Raw genomic sequence first — 14,990 nt, forward strand, 5'->3', positions numbered from 1 at the left:
CGATGACCGTTGCCGAAGAGTCGCTGACCGAGGCGTTTCCCGACGCCGTGCATGGGGTCTCCCAGGACGGCATCCCCTACCTTCTGGTGCGGCCAGATCAGCTTGTCGAGACGCTGCGCCGCCTGCGCGACGATCTCGACTACGTGCGCTGGCTGGATGTGACGGCGGTGGACGAGCCGAACGTCGAGCCGCGCTTCGAGTTGCAGTACCTGCTCTATTCGATGGTGGACCGCCGCTGGGTCCGTATCAAGACGCAGACGGACGACGCCGTGCCAACGGTCACCGAGGTCTTCCCGGGAGCCGACTGGTACGAGCGCGAGGTTTTCGACCTCTTCGGGATCACCTTCGAGGGGCACCCGAACCTGACGCGCCTGATGATGCCGGACGACTGGGAAGGTCACCCCCTGCGCCGTGACTACCCGATAGGCGGCGAGCAGGTCGATTTCACCGTCACCCGTGAGGTCTACGGGACCGGCGGCGGCAACGAGCTGCGAGGCTGACGATGGCAATCGAAGCGCGGCGCACGAGCAACACGCTGCACATCAACATGGGGCCGCAGCACCCCAGCACCCATGGCGTGCTGCGCCTGGAGCTGGAGCTGGACGGCGAGGTCGTCGTCTCGTGCAAGCCGGTCATCGGCTACCTGCACACCGGCATCGAGAAGACGTTCGAGGCGAAATCGTACCTGCACGGCCTGACGCTCACGGATCGGATGGACTACCTCAATCCGATGGGCAACAACCTGGCCTACTGCCTCAGCATCGAGAAGCTGTTCGACTGCGAGATCCCCGAGCGGGCGACGGTCGGTCGGGTGCTGCTGGCCGAGCTGACGCGGATCAACTCGCACCTCGTGTTCGTCGGAACGGCCGGCTTCGACCTGGGGGCGAGCTCGGTCTTCCTCTACTGCCTCCGCGAGCGCGAGAAGCTGCTGGATCTCTTCGAGTGGCTGACCGGCCAGCGGATGATGACCAGCTTCATTCGGCCGGGCGGCCTCGCCTCGGACTTCGAGCCGGAGTGGCTGACGGCCTGCGAGGCGTTCCTGGACGAGATGCCGAAGAACATCGACGAGTACGAGTCGCTGTTGACCAACAATCCGCTCTTCAAGGAGCGGATGATCGGCGTCGGCATCCTCAAGCCGGAGGACGCGATTGCCTGGGGCGTCAGCGGACCGCCGCTGCGGGCGTCAGGTGTCGCGCAGGACTTGCGGAAGACAAACCCGTACCTGGGCTACGAGACCTACGACTTCGACGCTATCGTGGCGGACGGCGGCGACTGCTACTCCCGCTACAAGGTGCGGGTGGCCGAGCTGCGCGAGGCGGTGAAGATCGCCAAGCAGGCGCTGAAGCGGATGCCGGGCGGCTCTGTGCGGACCTCGAACCGCAAGGTGATGCCGCCGCCGCGTGAGGAGCTTGGCACGTCGATGGAGTCGCTGATCCATCACTTCAAGCTGTTCACCGAGGGCATCAAGCCGCCGGCCGGCGAAGCGTACGTGCCGGTTGAGTCGCCGCGCGGCGAGCTCGGCTTCTACATCGTGAGTGACGGCTCTGGAAAGCCGGTCCGCGTGCACGAGCGGGCGCCGACTTTCGCGAACGTGCAGGCTATCCCGCTTATGGCCAGGGGGGCGCTGGTGGCAGACCTGATTGCCGTCATCGCGAGCATGGACCCGGTCATGGGCGAGGTCGATAGATAGGCGGCGAGCGCTCGATGCTGCTTTCAGAAGAGACCCGCGACAAGATCCTGATCGAGGTCAGGAAGTATCCCCAGACCCGCACGGCGCTCCTGCCAGCCCTCAAGCTGGCGCAGCGCCAGGTCGGCTGGCTGCCGCCCGAGGCGATCTCCGAGGTCGCCGACCTGGTTGGCGTGTCCTCGGCGTCGGCCAACGAGCTGGCCACGTTCTACTCGATGCTCAACACCGAGCACCGTGTGGATATGAAGGTCGAGGTCTGCGTGCAGTTGCCGTGTGCGCTGCGCGGCGCGGACACGCTGCTCGAAGCCCTCTCCCAGGGGCTGGGCATTGGCGTCGGCGAGACGACGCCGGACGGCAAGCTGGAGCTGCACCGCACGCACGAGTGCTTCGGCTCCTGTAATCGTGCGCCGATGTGCCGCCTCAACGACGAGTACCGCGAGGACTTGACGCCCGAGGCCACTCGCGCGCTGATCGACGAGCTGAAGGCGGCGCGCGGCGTCAACGGGCGGGCCACACCGCCAGCGGCGGGGGCGTAGCACACGATGATCGACGAGAAGGCGCCTGAAGAGAAGGTCGGCTTCGTCAAGCCGGACTACAAACCGATCTTGCTGCCGGATACTGGCCGCAAGGAGCCGATGTGGCTTGAGGAGTACCGCTCGCGGGGCGGCTATGAGGGCTGGGTCAAAGCCATCAAGGAGATGGATCCGGCCGCCGTCGTCGAAGAGGTGAAGTCGGCTGGCCTGCGCGGTCGCGGCGGCGCAGGCTTCCCGGCCGGTCTCAAGTGGAGCTTCGTGCCGAAGATCCCCGGCCCGAAGTACATGGTCTGCAACGCCGACGAGTCCGAGCCGGGCACGTTCAAAGACCGCGAGATCATGGAGATCTACCCCCACGAGCTGGTGGAGGGGGTCGCTATCGGGTCGTACGCCATCGGCGGCGAAGAGGCGTTCATCTACATTCGCGGCGAGTACACCGTCGCGGCGGATCGCCTGGAAGCCGCCATCGAGGAGGCCACGAAGGCCGGCCTGCTCGGGAACAACGTGCTCGGAACGGGGGTCAACAGCAGGATCCACGTCTTCCGGGGCGCCGGCGCGTACATCTGCGGCGAGGAGACGGCGCTGCTGGAATCGCTGGAGGGCCGCCGGCCGATGCCGCGCTCCCGCCCGCCATTCCCGGCCGTCGAGGGGCTCTACCGCCGCCCGACCTGCGTCAACAACGCCGAGACGCTCTCGAACGTTCCGCACATCATTCGGAACGGACAGGAGTGGTACAACACGATCGGCATCGCGCCGCGCAATACCGGCCCGAAGATCTTCTGCGTCTCGGGGCGGGTCAACAAGCCGGGCAACTACGAGCTGCCGCTCGGCTCGGTGACGTTCCGCGAGCTGATCGAGCATTACGCGGGCGGTGTGATCGGCGGGCGTGAGATCAAGGGCGTGCTGCCGGCCGGCATCTCGGCCCCGATCGCCACCGGCGCGCAGCTCGATGCCAAGCTCGACTACGACTCCGTCGCGGCGGCTGGCACGATGCTCGGCTCGGCCAGCTTGATCGTGCTGGACGAGACGGTCCCGATCCCGTGGGCCGCTGCCCGCATGATCGAGTTCTTCCGCAAGGAGTCGTGCGGGAAGTGCACCCCGTGCCGTGAGGGCACCCAGTGGCTGCACAAGGCGCTGGTCCGCATCCAGAACGGCGGCGGCCGCGAGTCGGACCTGGATCTGCTGCTGTCGGTCTCCAGCGAGATCAGCGGCAAGGTGCTGTGTGCGCTCGGCGACTTCTCCACCAGCCCGGTGGTCGCCACGATTCGCAACTTCCGACAGGAGTACGTCGACCACATTCGGTCGGGCCACTCCTTCAACAGCCGCTGGAGTCCCCCCGCATGACTGCATCGCCTCCCCCGAGCGATCTCGTCACGCTCACGATCAACGGGCGTGAGGTGAAGGTGCCGAAGGGTACGCTGGTCGTGGAAGCGGCCAAGACCGTCGGCATCGAGATCCCGATCTTCTGCTATCACCCCAAGCTGAAACCGGTCGGCGCGTGTCGGATGTGTCTCGTCGAGATCGAGAAGATGCCGCGCCTGCAGACGGCCTGCACCTCGCCGGTCGGCGAGGGGATGGTCGTCAACTCGGCCAGCCCGAACGTGATCGCGGCGCAGAACGGCGTCCTCGAACTGCTGCTGGCGAATCATCCGCTCGACTGCCCGATCTGCGACAAGGGCGGCGAGTGCCCGCTCCAGGACAACACCTTCAAGTTCGGCCTCGGCGCGAGCCGATTCACCGAGGAGAAGCGGCAGAAGGACAAGGCGTACATCCTGTCTGACCGCATCGTGCTGGACCGCGAGCGGTGCATCATGTGCTACCGCTGTGTGCGCTTCCAGGCGGAGATCCCCGGCGACGAGGCGCTGGCCGCCGTCGACCGAGGCGGCTTCAGCGAGATCGGCGTGCTCGAAGGCGACACGTTCGACTCGCCGTTCAGCGGCAACACCATCGAGCTGTGCCCCGTCGGGGCGCTCACCAGCCGCCAGTACCGGTTCAAGTCTCGACCGTGGGACTTGCAGCGGACGCCGAGCATCTGCGCGGGCTGCTCGCTGGGCTGCAACACCGAGATCCACGCCCGCGACGGGCAGATCCTGCGCCTGTGGGGCCGAGACAACCCGGCCGTCAACGACGGCTGGCTTTCCGACCACGACCGCTTCGACACGTTGCCGCTGTTGCGCGACAAGCGCCTGGCGACCCCGCTGGTGCGCCAGGGCGGTCGGTTGCAGCCGGCATCCTGGGAGGCGGCGTACTCGCGCGCGGCTGAGCTGCTGAAGGGTGGCAACAGCGCCGCGCTCGCGTCGCCGAAGCTCACCAACGAGGCGATGTGGCTGGTGGCGGACGGCCTCCGAGCGGCGCTGCCCGGCCTGAGCGTCGGGTTCACCCCGCGGGCGGCTCCATCCTGGACCGTCACCGGCAAGGTGGCGGATCTGCCCTCATGCAAGACCATCGTCCTGGTCGGCTTCGATCCGTGGACGGAGGTCTCGGTGCTGGCGCTCTGGCTCCGCAAGGCGGTGGTCGGAGGCGGCACGCTGCTGGCCATCGGGCCGGACAACGGCCTCTACCGCGACACGGCTCACTGGCTGCGAGTGGCGGCCGGCGAGGAGATCGGCGTCGTCGAGAAGTTGCTGGCGGCCCACGAGGCCGGCACGCAGGCGGATCGGTTCGACGCCGTCACGGGGCGGCAGGCCAACGCTGGCACAGCCCCGACCGACAAGGCCATCGCAGCGGCTGCCGCCGCGGTCGGAACTGGCCCGGTCGCGTTCCTGGTCGGGGCGCGGCTCGCCGACGATGCCAAGGCGCGGGCGACGTTGGAGAAGCTGGCGGCGGCCCTGGGCGCCAACGCCGAGAGCGGGATGGTCGGCGCGCCGTCCACGACGGTGAACGGCCGGGGGGCGCTGAACCTCGCCGGCGACATCGTCGCTGCCGACCGCACGTCGGACGGCGCAGCGGGAAGGGCGGCGGGCGGCGCGTTCTCGACGGTGCTGCTGCTCGGCGACGAGGCGTGGCCCGCGACCGGCGCGGCGAAGAAGATCGTCCTGACGGCCGGGGCCGCTCCCGAGGATGACAGCGTCGAGGTGGTGCTGCCCATCGCCCACCCTTACGAGCAGGCCGGGTCGTACACCAACCTCGAAGGGCTGGTGCAGCAGCTCCAGCCGGGTGGCCTGCCGCCGCACGGCGTCTCAGCCGACTGGGCGACCATCGCCGCGCTGGTGCAGCGGCTCGGCGGCTCCGCGCCGACGGACCTCAAGTCGATCCGCTCGGCGCTGGCCGGCGCGCACCCGTCCTACACGATCACGGAGACGCGGACCGGGCGACAGGGTCGCCTGATGCTGCCGCTCGCCTGATGACAATGCACCACGCTATCCTAGTCGCCGCTCGCCCTGGGTGGGTGCCTGCTGCCGGGCGCTGCCGGGCCGACGGGCATCGGGCACGAGAGAGGGCTGCATGATCGATCCGTTCAACCTGACCGTTGACGTGGTCCTGTCGCTGATCGTCATCGTCGGGCTGCTCACGACCATGGCCTACATGACCTGGTTTGAGCGCCGGGTGCTCAGCAAGCTGCAGGCGCGCGTCGGACCGAACCGCGTGGGTTGGCAGGGGCTGTTGCAGCCGCTCGCCGACGCCATCAAGCTGTTCTTCAAGGAAGACATTCGGCCGGCCCTGGCCGACCGGCTGCTCTTCCCATTGGCGCCGGCCATCTCGCTCTTCGCGGCGCTGGCCGTTTTCGCGCTGATCCCGCTCGGCCCGACGGTCAACATCGCCGGCGCGGAGATCCCGCTCCAGGTGGCCGATCTGCCGGTTGGCGTCGTGTACCTGCTGGCCGCCAGCAGCCTCGGCGTCTATGGGCTGGTGCTTGGCGGGTGGGGCTCCGGCTCCAAGTACTCGCTGCTCGGGGCGCTGCGGGCGGCGGCGCAGGTCGTCTCCTACGAGCTGATCCTCGGCATCTCCGTCGTCAGCGTCACCATCGTCAGCGGGACGCTCTCACTGGGCGGCATCGTCGAAGCGCAGTCGCGCTCGGCCTGGTACGTGCTGCTGCAGCCCGTCGCCTTCATCCTCTTCATGATCGCGGCCATTGCCGAGACGAACCGCGCCCCGTTCGACCTGCCTGAGGCTGAGTCAGAGCTGGTGGCGGGCTACCACACCGAGTACAGCGGCATGCGCTTCGCGATGTACTTCATCGCCGAGTACGTCGCGATGATCTCGATGTCGGCGGTCGCCGCCACGCTGTTCTTCGGTGGGTGGAGCTTCCCGTTCTTGCCGGGCGGCCCGTGGTGGCTGCTCATCAAGATGACGTTCTTCCTCTTCCTCTTCGTCTGGCTCCGCGCCACCCTTCCGCGCCTGCGCTACGACCAGCTGATGCGGCTCTGCTGGGCGGTGCTGTTGCCCATCGGCCTCATCAACATCGTCGTCACGGCGATCGTCGTCGCGGCGATTGGCTGAGGGAGCGTGACTGTGTCGCTGCCGACGCCAGTGTCCCCCACGGCCCCAACGGAGTAGTCTGCCGATGTTCAACGATGCGATTGCGCTGCTGAAGGGGTTCTGGACGACCGTCAAGTACACCACGCGGCCGGCCGTCACGATCCAGTACCCGGACGTGAAGCGCAAGCCTGCTGACAAGTACCGGGGCCGTCACCGCCTGTACAAGCACGACGATGGCCTGGAGCGGTGCATCGGCTGCAGCCTGTGCGCGGCGGCCTGCCCCAGCCAGGCGATCTACGTCCAGTCAGCCGAGAACGATCCGGCCCGCCCGGTCTCGCCCGGCGAGCGCTATGCCGCCGTCTACGAGATCAACATGATCCGCTGCATCTTCTGCGGCTTCTGCGAAGAGGCCTGCCCGGTCGATGCGATCAAGCTCGGGCCTGAGTACGAGCTGGCGGATTTCAACCGCAAAGACTTCGTCTACACCAAGGAGATGCTGCTCGATCCTGCGAACAAGGCTCCGCGCCGGCAGTTCCACGCCGACGTGGACCGCTCGACGGACTCGCGCGGCGTCCACACCACGCTCGGGACTGTCTACCGGACGCACCACCCGATTGGCGCGCCGGACACCCGCCCTCGCTCGGATCCGCACGGGCCGGCGCACGGGCCGGGTCAGGCTGGAGAGCATGGCGCTTCCCCTGAGGGGACTGGCCGGGGGGCGCACTGACATGGACTCTGCCACCCACGAGGAGGCGCGTTGAACGATCTCTTTCTCCCGCTCGCCGTGGCCTGCGCGGTGGCCCTGGTGAGCGCCCTGCTGGTGGTCATGGCGCGACGCCCCGTCCATGCGGTCGTCGCGTTGCTGGGCCACAGCCTCTCCATCGCCGCGCTGTACCTCATCCTCGGCGCCGACATGGTGGCGATGGGTCAGATCCTGGTCTATTCAGGAGCGATCGTCGTCCTCTTCCTCTTCGTCGTCGCGCTGCTGCCCCAGGGCGGCGCTGAGGGTGCGCCGGGCGGCGCTCGGGTGCTCGGCGGTCTTGTGGCCGGCGGCGCGCTGCTGGCCGGAATCGCTGCCTGGCTCTCGCTGACCGCGCAGCTGCCGCCGCCGGCCGCGTCGGCTGGCGGGAACGTGCTGGAGATCGGCCGCTCGCTGTTCGGACGCCTGCTCGTGCCGTTTGAGCTGACTGCGCCGCTCCTGCTGGTGGCGATCGTCGGCGCGGTGGCGATCTGGCGGCGTCAGGAGCGAGCCGCATGAACGCCGAAGTGCTGGTCCTGGCGACAAGCGCCGTCCTGCTGGCGATTGGCGTCGTCGGGGCGCTGGTCCGCCGCAATCCGATTGCGATGCTGATGTCTATCGAGCTGATGCTGAACGCGGCCAACCTGCTCCTGGTCCTGGCCGCGCGGGTGCGCGGCAACGTGGACGGGCAGGCTGCCGCGCTGATCGTCCTGGTCCTCGCCGCCGCTGAGGCGGTGATCGGTCTGGGCGTGGCGCTGGCGCTCTTCCGCGACCGCGATACCGTGGACGTGGACGAGCCAGCGGAGGTGGCCGGATGAGTGACCTGCTGCTCTGGGCCTTCCTCTTCACGCTTCCTGGCCTCCTGATGACGGCGGTTGGCGTCGGCAGGCGGCCGGGCGCTGCCAGTCAGGGCGGTCCCGCCGCCATCATGGTGGTGGCGCTGGCAGCCCTCGCGACGGGCGGGCACGCCGAACTCGACCTGCCGGGCTGGCTGCCATTCCTGCCAGACGGCGCGTTTCACCTGCGGGTCGACGCCCTCTCGGCGGTGATGCTGGCCGTCGTGGGCGCGGTCTCGACCTGTGTCTACGTCTTCTCGCTCGGGTACATGGAGCCTGAGGTCGAGGGCGACGGCAACGTTCGGCGCTTCTTCTGCCTCCTGGACTTCTTCGTTGCCTCGATGTCGATCCTGGTGCTGGCCGGCAACATCGCGGTGCTGCTGGTCGGCTGGACGTGCGTCGGTATCTCCAGCTTCCTGCTGATCTCCTTCTGGAACCAGAAGGAGGGGACGCTCAGCGCCGGCCTCCAGGCGCTCGCCGCCAACGCCGTCGGCGACGCGGCGCTGCTGGTGGCGCTGGTGCTGGTGCCGGCCGGCTGCGGCGATCTGACCACACTCGGCACGACGGCCTGCATGGCCGGTCCGGGCGGGGCGACGCTGCTGGCGCTGCTGATCCTGATCGCCGCGAGCGCGAAGTCGGCGCAGGGGCCGCTCTACTTCTGGCTCCCGAGCGCCATGGCTGGCCCGACGCCGGTCTCGGCGCTGATTCACGCGGCGACGATGGTCGCGGCGGGCGTCTACCTGCTAGCCCGCACGCACTCGCTGATGGAGGCGGCCCCCAGCATCGCGCTGGCGACCGCCGTGATCGGCGTGCTGACGGCGGTGATCGGCGGCGGCCTCAGCCTGATCCAGGGCAACTTCAAGCGCGGCCTGGCCTACTCGACGGTCAGCCAGCTTGGCTACATGTTCGCGGCCGTCGGGTTCGGCGTGCCGTTCGCGGCGATGTTCCACCTGGTGACGCATGCGTCGTTCAAAGCCCTGCTGTTCCTGACGGCTGGCGTGGTCATCCACGCGCTGCACGGCCGGGAGAAGCTGGCCGACATGGGCGGCCTGCGGAAGGATCTGCCGGGCGCGTACGCGGCATTCCTGGTCGGCTCGCTCGCACTGATCGGCCTGCCGTTCTTCTCGGGCGGTTTCAGCAAGGATCTGATCATCGACGTGGCCCAGAGCCACGACAGGCTGTACCCCCTGCTCTGGGGCGGCCTGCTCGCGGGCGCGTTCCTGACGGGTATGTACACGGGCCGGCTGTTCTTCGGAGTCTTCCACGGTCCGAAGCGGTATCACGGCACGATTCATACGCCGGCCGGCACCATGCTCTGGTCGCTGGTCCCGCTGGCCATCGGCGCGGTGGTGCTGGGCTACCTGGAGTGGCCGGCTCCGTTGCTTTCCAACCTGCTTCGCGGGACGGCCGGCGAGGCCGAGGCGATCCACTTCCCGACGTTGATCGGGCTGATCCCGGGCGTGCTCGGGCTGGCCGGATTCTTCATCGCCGGGTGGCGGCCGTCGGCGCAGCCGGTCGCCGCGACGGCTTCCGCGCACGCTGGCGAGCACTACGTGGAGCCGCTGGAGCCGGGCGTCGGCTGGGCCGACTGGGCGGCAGACGGCAGCTACGCGGTGGCCGGGGCCGTCGCGCGTTTCCAGAGCGGCCACCTGGGCCGCTACATCCTGATCTCGGTGCTGGGCGTGGCAGTCATCCTGCTGGTCACGCTCGCGGGCGTCTCCCAGATGCCCGGGGGAGTGCGCTAGATGGGCACGACCTTTGTGATGACGCCGTCGCTGCTGTCGGTCATCTTTCTGACGGTCGGCGCGCTGGTCATCCTGCTGCTCGCCAAACGGCTGGAAAGCAACCCGGCCGTGCTCGCGACGCTCGGCGCGGTCGCGCTGATCGCCGCCGCCGTGCCGGCCCTGTCGGTACTCGCATCGGACGGCAACACGGCTACCGCTGCGCTCGTCGTCGTGGCGGCCGGGATCGTCGGGATGCTGCTGCTCCCGGGCGTCGAGTTGCAGGAGGAAGGCCAGAAGCCGGAGGTTGCAGCCCTGCTGCTGCTCGGTTCGGCTGGCGGCATTGCCTTCGCGACGGCTAACGATCTGCTGAGCGCCGTCGTCGGCCTGGAGACGCTCTCGTTGGCAGGCGCGGTGCTGGTGGCCCTGACCCGTGGGATGCGCTCGTTGGAGGCGTCTTTCAAGTACGTGGTGCTCGCGGCGATCTCGGCGTCGGTCCTGCTGTTCGGCATCGGCCTCGTCTACCTGGCCACTGGCTCGTTCGCGTGGCCCACGCTCACGGCAGCCGAGCCGGCCTACCGCTGGCTGCTGCTGGCGGGCATTCTGCTGGTCGGCCTCGGGTTCGCCTACGAGCTGGCCCTGGTGCCGCTGCACTTCGGCACGGTGGACGCCTACACCGCTGGTGCGCCGTCGCTGGTCGGGTTCGTGATGGCTGCGAGCAAGGTCGCTGCCGTGATCGCGCTGAGCCGGCTGATCGGATCGCTGAGCCAGGGGCTGCAGGCGCCCACGGTGTTGCCGCTGGCCTCGGTGCTGATCGTCATCGGGCTGATCTCAATCGTCTGGGGTACCCTGGCGGCGCTGGTGCAGACGGACCTGCGACGCCTGCTGGCCTACTCGGCGGTGGCGAACGCCGGCTTCCTGGCGCTGGCGCTCGGGTGCGGCGCTGAGGGGCGCGCGGCGGCCATCTTCTACGTGACGACCTACACCACGACCGCCGTCCTGACGTTCGCGGCGCTGGCGGGCACGGGGGCGGGTCCGCTGCCGCTCTCGGCCATCAAGACCCAGGGTTTCGGGGCGCTGCGGGCGCTGGCGCTGGTGATCGGATTGCTGTCGCTGGCGGGCATTCCGCCGACGCCCGGCTTCTGGGCCAAGCTGGCGGTGCTGGATGCCTCGTGGTCGGCCATCGGTCTCTGGCCGACGCTGATCGCGGCGCTCGGCGGCGTCTTCGGCGCGCTCTACTACCTCAAGCCCGTCCCCGACCTGCTGTCGGTGGTGCGCGGCCTCGGGGTGCAGCGGATCCCGTCCGGCTCGGCCGCTGTGGTGTTGGCCGGGGTCGTGGTGGTGTTCGCGGCGTTCGCGCCAGGCCTGGTCTACGGCCTCGCACGGCTGGCGGTCGGCCCGTAAGGCTGCCGGAATCTGGCACTGCAGCGCGGGGGCTTGTCCCCGCCCGTCTCACAAGGGACCGGGCGGGAACAAGCCCGCAGCGCTCTCCGGCGTCGAGGATTGACTCCAACTGGCTGATGAGAATCGGTAGATCCCTGCGAACAATGGCCCAGACAACGTCCAGGTCAATCGAGGAATACCGATGATTTCGAGTAGACGAGCGACTGCCAGTTGCAGGAGTCGATCCTGATGGAAGTCCTCGCTGCCGCGGCCAGCGACGAGCGTCAATGTCTCGCGGCCATGATCGAGCATGTGGTGCAGCCGCGGATCAGGAGTGCGGCGCGATCTAGACATTCTCGGCTCCGGCGAGTACTTCATCGCGAAAGTACGGACTACGGAAGTCGTCCCGTAGGACCGAGCCGAACAGCGCCAGCCGACGAATATGGTGCCGCCGACAGAAGTCGGCAATCTGTTTGTCTGGTACCGCGATGCGAGCCATGCTGCACCTCCAGCCGGCGGATCAGTCCTACTGCACGACGGGTGGCCGCTGGTCGGCCCAGGGCGCAAGCTCCTCGAACGCGGCGGCGGCGCGCAGCACCAGCGCCTCGGCGTGCCGGCCCCCGACGATCTGCATGCCGACTGGCAGGCCATCCGCCGTGAAGCCGGCCGGCACCGAGATGCAGGGCAGCCCGGCCATCGTGATCGCGTAGGTCACGGTCATCGCGTCGATGGCGCTCGCGACCGCCCGGCCATTGACCTTGGGCGCAAACATCTCGTCGACACGGTACGCGGCGGTCGGCGTTGAGACGGTAATCAGCAGGTCGTACCGGCTGAAGAACGTGGCGATCCGCTCCAGGTACCGTGAGTGCGCGTTGAAGGCCCGCGCCACGTCCATCCCGCTCAGCTCGCCCGAGCGCTTCAGGAACTCGCGAAGGAACGGGTTGTCCACCCGCTCGGCCATCTCCAGCAGCTCCGGCGAGCCGGCCGACGTGCCGAGCGCGCGGAACGTGGCGACCATCGGACGGATGTCGCCAACCTCGGGTGCGGCTGGCTCGATCTCGCAGCCAGCATCCACGAAGCGCCGGCAGGCCGCCTCGACGATAGCCGCTACCTCTCGGTCCACGTTCCCGACGCCAAGATCGGCGCCCCAGGCGATCCTCAGCCCCTTGACCCCACCCTCGGCGGCCTGCTCGAAGACCGCACCCGGCTCGTCCAGCGAGATCGGGACGCGCGGGTCTGGCCCGGCCATCACCGAGAGCATCAGCGCCACGTCGCGCACGGTCCGCGCCATCGGGCCGGCCACCTGGAACGGATCCGAGGTCCAGCCGACCGGGAACATCGGGACGCGGCCCGGCGACGTCCGAAAGCCGACCACGCCGCACAGGCTGGCAGGGATCCGCAGTGATCCTCCGAGGTCGCTGCCCTGGGCCAGCGGCGCGAGGCCGCACGCCAGCGCCACCGCCGAGCCGCCGCTCGAACCACCTGCCGAGCGCTCCAGGTTCCAGGGGTTCCGTGTCGCGCCGAAGAGGGCGTTCAACGTGTTCGGCCCGGCCCCAAACTCGGGCGTGTTCGTCTTCCCGACGACGATGGCCCCGGCCTGACGCAGCCGCTCGATGTCGAGTGAGTCCACCTTGGGCACGTTCTCCGCGTACAAGCGTGACCCAAAGGTCGTGCGGATGCCGGCGGTCAGCGCGAGATCCTTGACCGCCAGGGGGATGCCGTGGAGCGGCCCGACCTCGTCGCCGTCCAGGATCGCCCGGTCGGCGGCGCGTGCTGCCCCCCGTGCGTACTCGTCAGAGACGGTGCAGTAGGCGTTTACCACCGGGTTGATCTGCTCGATGCGGCGCAGCGTGCTCTCGATCAGCTCGCTCGGGGCCAGCTCACGGCGCTGGATCAGGCGGCGCAGCTCGGTGGCTGGGGTGAAGCCGAGCGTCAAATCGTCCACAGCGCAACCTCAGATCAGGGTGATGAGTCGAGGATCGTGGGGCCTGGGGCGTGGGTCGTCGGGCTGGATCTACGACGACTCCGCGTCGGCGCGCGGTGGCCGCACCACGCAACGGAACCCGATGTGCGCCATCGCGCTCTCGACCATCTGCGGCTGCCGGGCGGCCGGCCGGTACCGCAGGCAGTAGTTCGGGGCGCACAGGTGCGAGCCGCCCTTGATGACGCGGCGCGGGATGTGCGACGCGCCCGGGTCGTTCAGGTCGTAGCTGGCGTCCGGCGAGATCACCCGTGGGTTCGTCGGCATGCAGCAAGCGTGCGAGATATCGTCAGGATGGCGCGGCGTGAAGAAGTCGCTCGTCCATTCCCAGACGTTGCCGGCCATGTCATACAGCCCGTAGCCGTTGGCCGGGAACGATCCGACCGGCGCGGTGCCCTCGTAGCCGTCGCGGCGCAGGTTCTGGATCGGGAACTCGCCCTGCCAGTGGTTGGCCATGTAGCGGCCCCTGGGGTTCTCGTCGTCGCCCCAGGTGAACATCGCGCCTTCGAGGCCGCCGCGCGCCGCGTACTCCCACTCGGCTTCGCTGGGGATCGCCTTGCCGGCCCAGGCCGCGTACGCCTCCACGTCTTCCCAGCAGACGTGCACGACCGGGTGCTTCTCGCGCTTGCTGACGTTGCTGCCCGGCCCTTCCGGATGCTTCCAGCAGGCCCCCGGCACCCACGACCACCAGTTCGTGATGGTGTGCATGCTGACTCGCGCCTCCGGCTTCGCGAACACCATCGAGCCCGGCTTCAACTGGTCCGGATCGAGGTCCGGGTAGTAGCTCTGATCCAGGGGCCGCTCGGCGACTGTCTTGTAGCCGGTCTCCCGCACGAACGCGCGGAACTGCTCGACCGTCACCTGATACTGATCGATCCAGAACCCGTCCACCGTCACATGGTGGGGTGGATTCTCCTCCGGGTACTGCTTGAGGTTCGAGCCCATCAGGAAGGTGCCGCCGGCAACCCATTTCATGTTCTTGAAGGGGGGCGGTCCGGGCGGAGCAGCGGCCGTTGTGTCAGTCATGGTGCGGCGACCAGCCAGGCGAGGATGTCGGCCGGCGGGAGCGTGTCACCGCCGACCATCCCATTCTAGTGCATCCCCTCGCCGGTGCGTCCGAGAATGCAGGCCCGCTCCAGCACAATCGAGCGGAGCGGCGAGCAGGGCTGACGTCACCAACGTGCGAGCAAGCGCTCCACTGCGGATGGCGTACCTCCCGTCGTGATCTCGCACTGAGAAGGCGCCGGCATGGATGTGGGGGCGTGCGACCCCACGGCGACCGGCCGCGATGCGGACCCAGACGTCCGGTACTTGCATCCCGAGTCGCGCGGTCTGGCGTCTCCCCACAGTGTGCGGCAGCCCGCCCGAAGGGCTGCGTGACGGTCGGACTGAGGGCCTGAACGTCGCCTGAAACCGGCTCGCGGTGCAGGCCGGGCAGGTCGGGCGGTCCAGGCCGGCGCTACCGGCGTTGACGGGTGACGTCGATGGCCTCGGCAATCGCCTTGGTGGCGTCCTTGCCGCCGCAGGTCGGGTCGAGGTTCGCCAGGACGACCCTCGTCTCTCGGGTCTCGGGCTTGAAGACGGCCAGGCTGTGGAAGCCGAGGATCGAGCCGTCATGCCCGATCTGGCCGTCGAGATTGCCGATGCCAAGCCCGTAGCCGAAGGGTGGCGCGCCCGGATCGCGTTTGAAC

Annotated in this window: 14 protein-coding genes; 11 read left to right on the forward strand and 3 right to left on the reverse strand. The window is 68.7% G+C overall.

Features of this window, described 5'->3' with window-relative positions; translation table 11 throughout:
- Positions 1 to 2 precede the first annotated feature (2 nt).
- The 11 genes from IT306_17100 (at position 3) to IT306_17150 (ending at position 11,339) form a co-directional block, all read left to right on the forward strand.
- The gene (locus tag IT306_17100) at positions 3 to 500 is read left to right on the forward strand and encodes an NADH-quinone oxidoreductase subunit C (GenBank protein ID MCC7370146.1); all 498 of its coding nucleotides are present in this window, start codon (positions 3 to 5) and stop codon (positions 498 to 500) included.
- Between the two features lie 2 nt (positions 501 to 502).
- On the forward strand, positions 503 to 1,690 hold the full coding sequence (gene nuoD / locus IT306_17105; protein MCC7370147.1) for an NADH dehydrogenase (quinone) subunit D: 1,188 nt from the start codon (positions 503 to 505) through the stop codon (positions 1,688 to 1,690).
- A gap of 14 nt (positions 1,691 to 1,704) precedes the next feature.
- The gene (gene nuoE / locus IT306_17110; GenBank protein ID MCC7370148.1) at positions 1,705 to 2,223 is read left to right on the forward strand and encodes an NADH-quinone oxidoreductase subunit NuoE; all 519 of its coding nucleotides are present in this window, start codon (positions 1,705 to 1,707) and stop codon (positions 2,221 to 2,223) included.
- A gap of 99 nt (positions 2,224 to 2,322) precedes the next feature.
- Complete coding sequence (gene nuoF, locus IT306_17115) at positions 2,323 to 3,564, forward strand: NADH-quinone oxidoreductase subunit NuoF (protein MCC7370149.1); 1,242 nt, start codon at positions 2,323 to 2,325, stop codon at positions 3,562 to 3,564.
- Positions 3,561 to 5,564 carry an NADH-quinone oxidoreductase subunit NuoG gene (nuoG, locus tag IT306_17120; protein ID MCC7370150.1) on the forward strand — a complete coding sequence of 668 codons (2,004 nt, stop codon included), beginning with the start codon at positions 3,561 to 3,563 and terminating at the stop codon, positions 5,562 to 5,564. Before nuoF ends, nuoG begins: the two co-directional genes overlap by 4 nt.
- Before the next feature lie 100 nt (positions 5,565 to 5,664).
- Positions 5,665 to 6,660 carry an NADH-quinone oxidoreductase subunit NuoH gene (gene nuoH, locus IT306_17125; protein ID MCC7370151.1) on the forward strand — a complete coding sequence of 332 codons (996 nt, stop codon included), beginning with the start codon at positions 5,665 to 5,667 and terminating at the stop codon, positions 6,658 to 6,660.
- A gap of 64 nt (positions 6,661 to 6,724) precedes the next feature.
- Positions 6,725 to 7,366: an NADH-quinone oxidoreductase subunit NuoI gene (gene nuoI, locus IT306_17130; GenBank protein ID MCC7370152.1), complete on the forward strand. Its 642-nt coding sequence runs from the start codon at positions 6,725 to 6,727 to the stop codon at positions 7,364 to 7,366.
- Positions 7,367 to 7,396: 30 nt separating this feature from the next.
- Positions 7,397 to 7,897 (forward strand): NADH-quinone oxidoreductase subunit J, encoded by a 501-nt coding sequence (locus IT306_17135; GenBank protein ID MCC7370153.1) that lies wholly within the window; start codon positions 7,397 to 7,399, stop codon positions 7,895 to 7,897.
- Complete coding sequence (nuoK, locus tag IT306_17140) at positions 7,894 to 8,196, forward strand: NADH-quinone oxidoreductase subunit NuoK (protein ID MCC7370154.1); 303 nt, start codon at positions 7,894 to 7,896, stop codon at positions 8,194 to 8,196. Before IT306_17135 ends, nuoK begins: the two co-directional genes overlap by 4 nt.
- Positions 8,193 to 9,959, forward strand: coding sequence for an NADH-quinone oxidoreductase subunit L (locus tag IT306_17145; GenBank protein ID MCC7370155.1), 1,767 nt, complete (start codon positions 8,193 to 8,195; stop codon positions 9,957 to 9,959). The genes nuoK and IT306_17145 overlap by 4 nt, the downstream gene beginning before the upstream one ends.
- On the forward strand, positions 9,960 to 11,339 hold the full coding sequence (locus IT306_17150; GenBank protein ID MCC7370156.1) for a hypothetical protein: 1,380 nt from the start codon (positions 9,960 to 9,962) through the stop codon (positions 11,337 to 11,339).
- 505 nt (positions 11,340 to 11,844) lie between these two features.
- Here IT306_17150 and IT306_17155 read toward each other — a convergent pair.
- The 3 genes from IT306_17155 to IT306_17165 all read right to left on the reverse strand — a co-directional run.
- A complete protein-coding gene (locus tag IT306_17155; GenBank protein ID MCC7370157.1) occupies positions 11,845 to 13,263 on the reverse strand; it encodes an amidase in 1,419 nt (472 codons plus the stop codon).
- Between the two features lie 69 nt (positions 13,264 to 13,332).
- Entirely contained in the window at positions 13,333 to 14,274 is a 942-nt protein-coding gene (locus tag IT306_17160; protein ID MCC7370158.1) for a formylglycine-generating enzyme family protein, read from the reverse strand.
- A gap of 484 nt (positions 14,275 to 14,758) precedes the next feature.
- On the reverse strand, positions 14,759 to 14,990 hold a 232-nt coding region (locus tag IT306_17165; protein ID MCC7370159.1), incomplete at its 5' end, for a serine hydrolase.

The sequence above is a fragment of the Chloroflexota bacterium genome, from assembly GCA_020850535.1.
Classification (GTDB): Bacteria; Chloroflexota; UBA6077; order UBA6077; family JACCZL01; genus JADZEM01.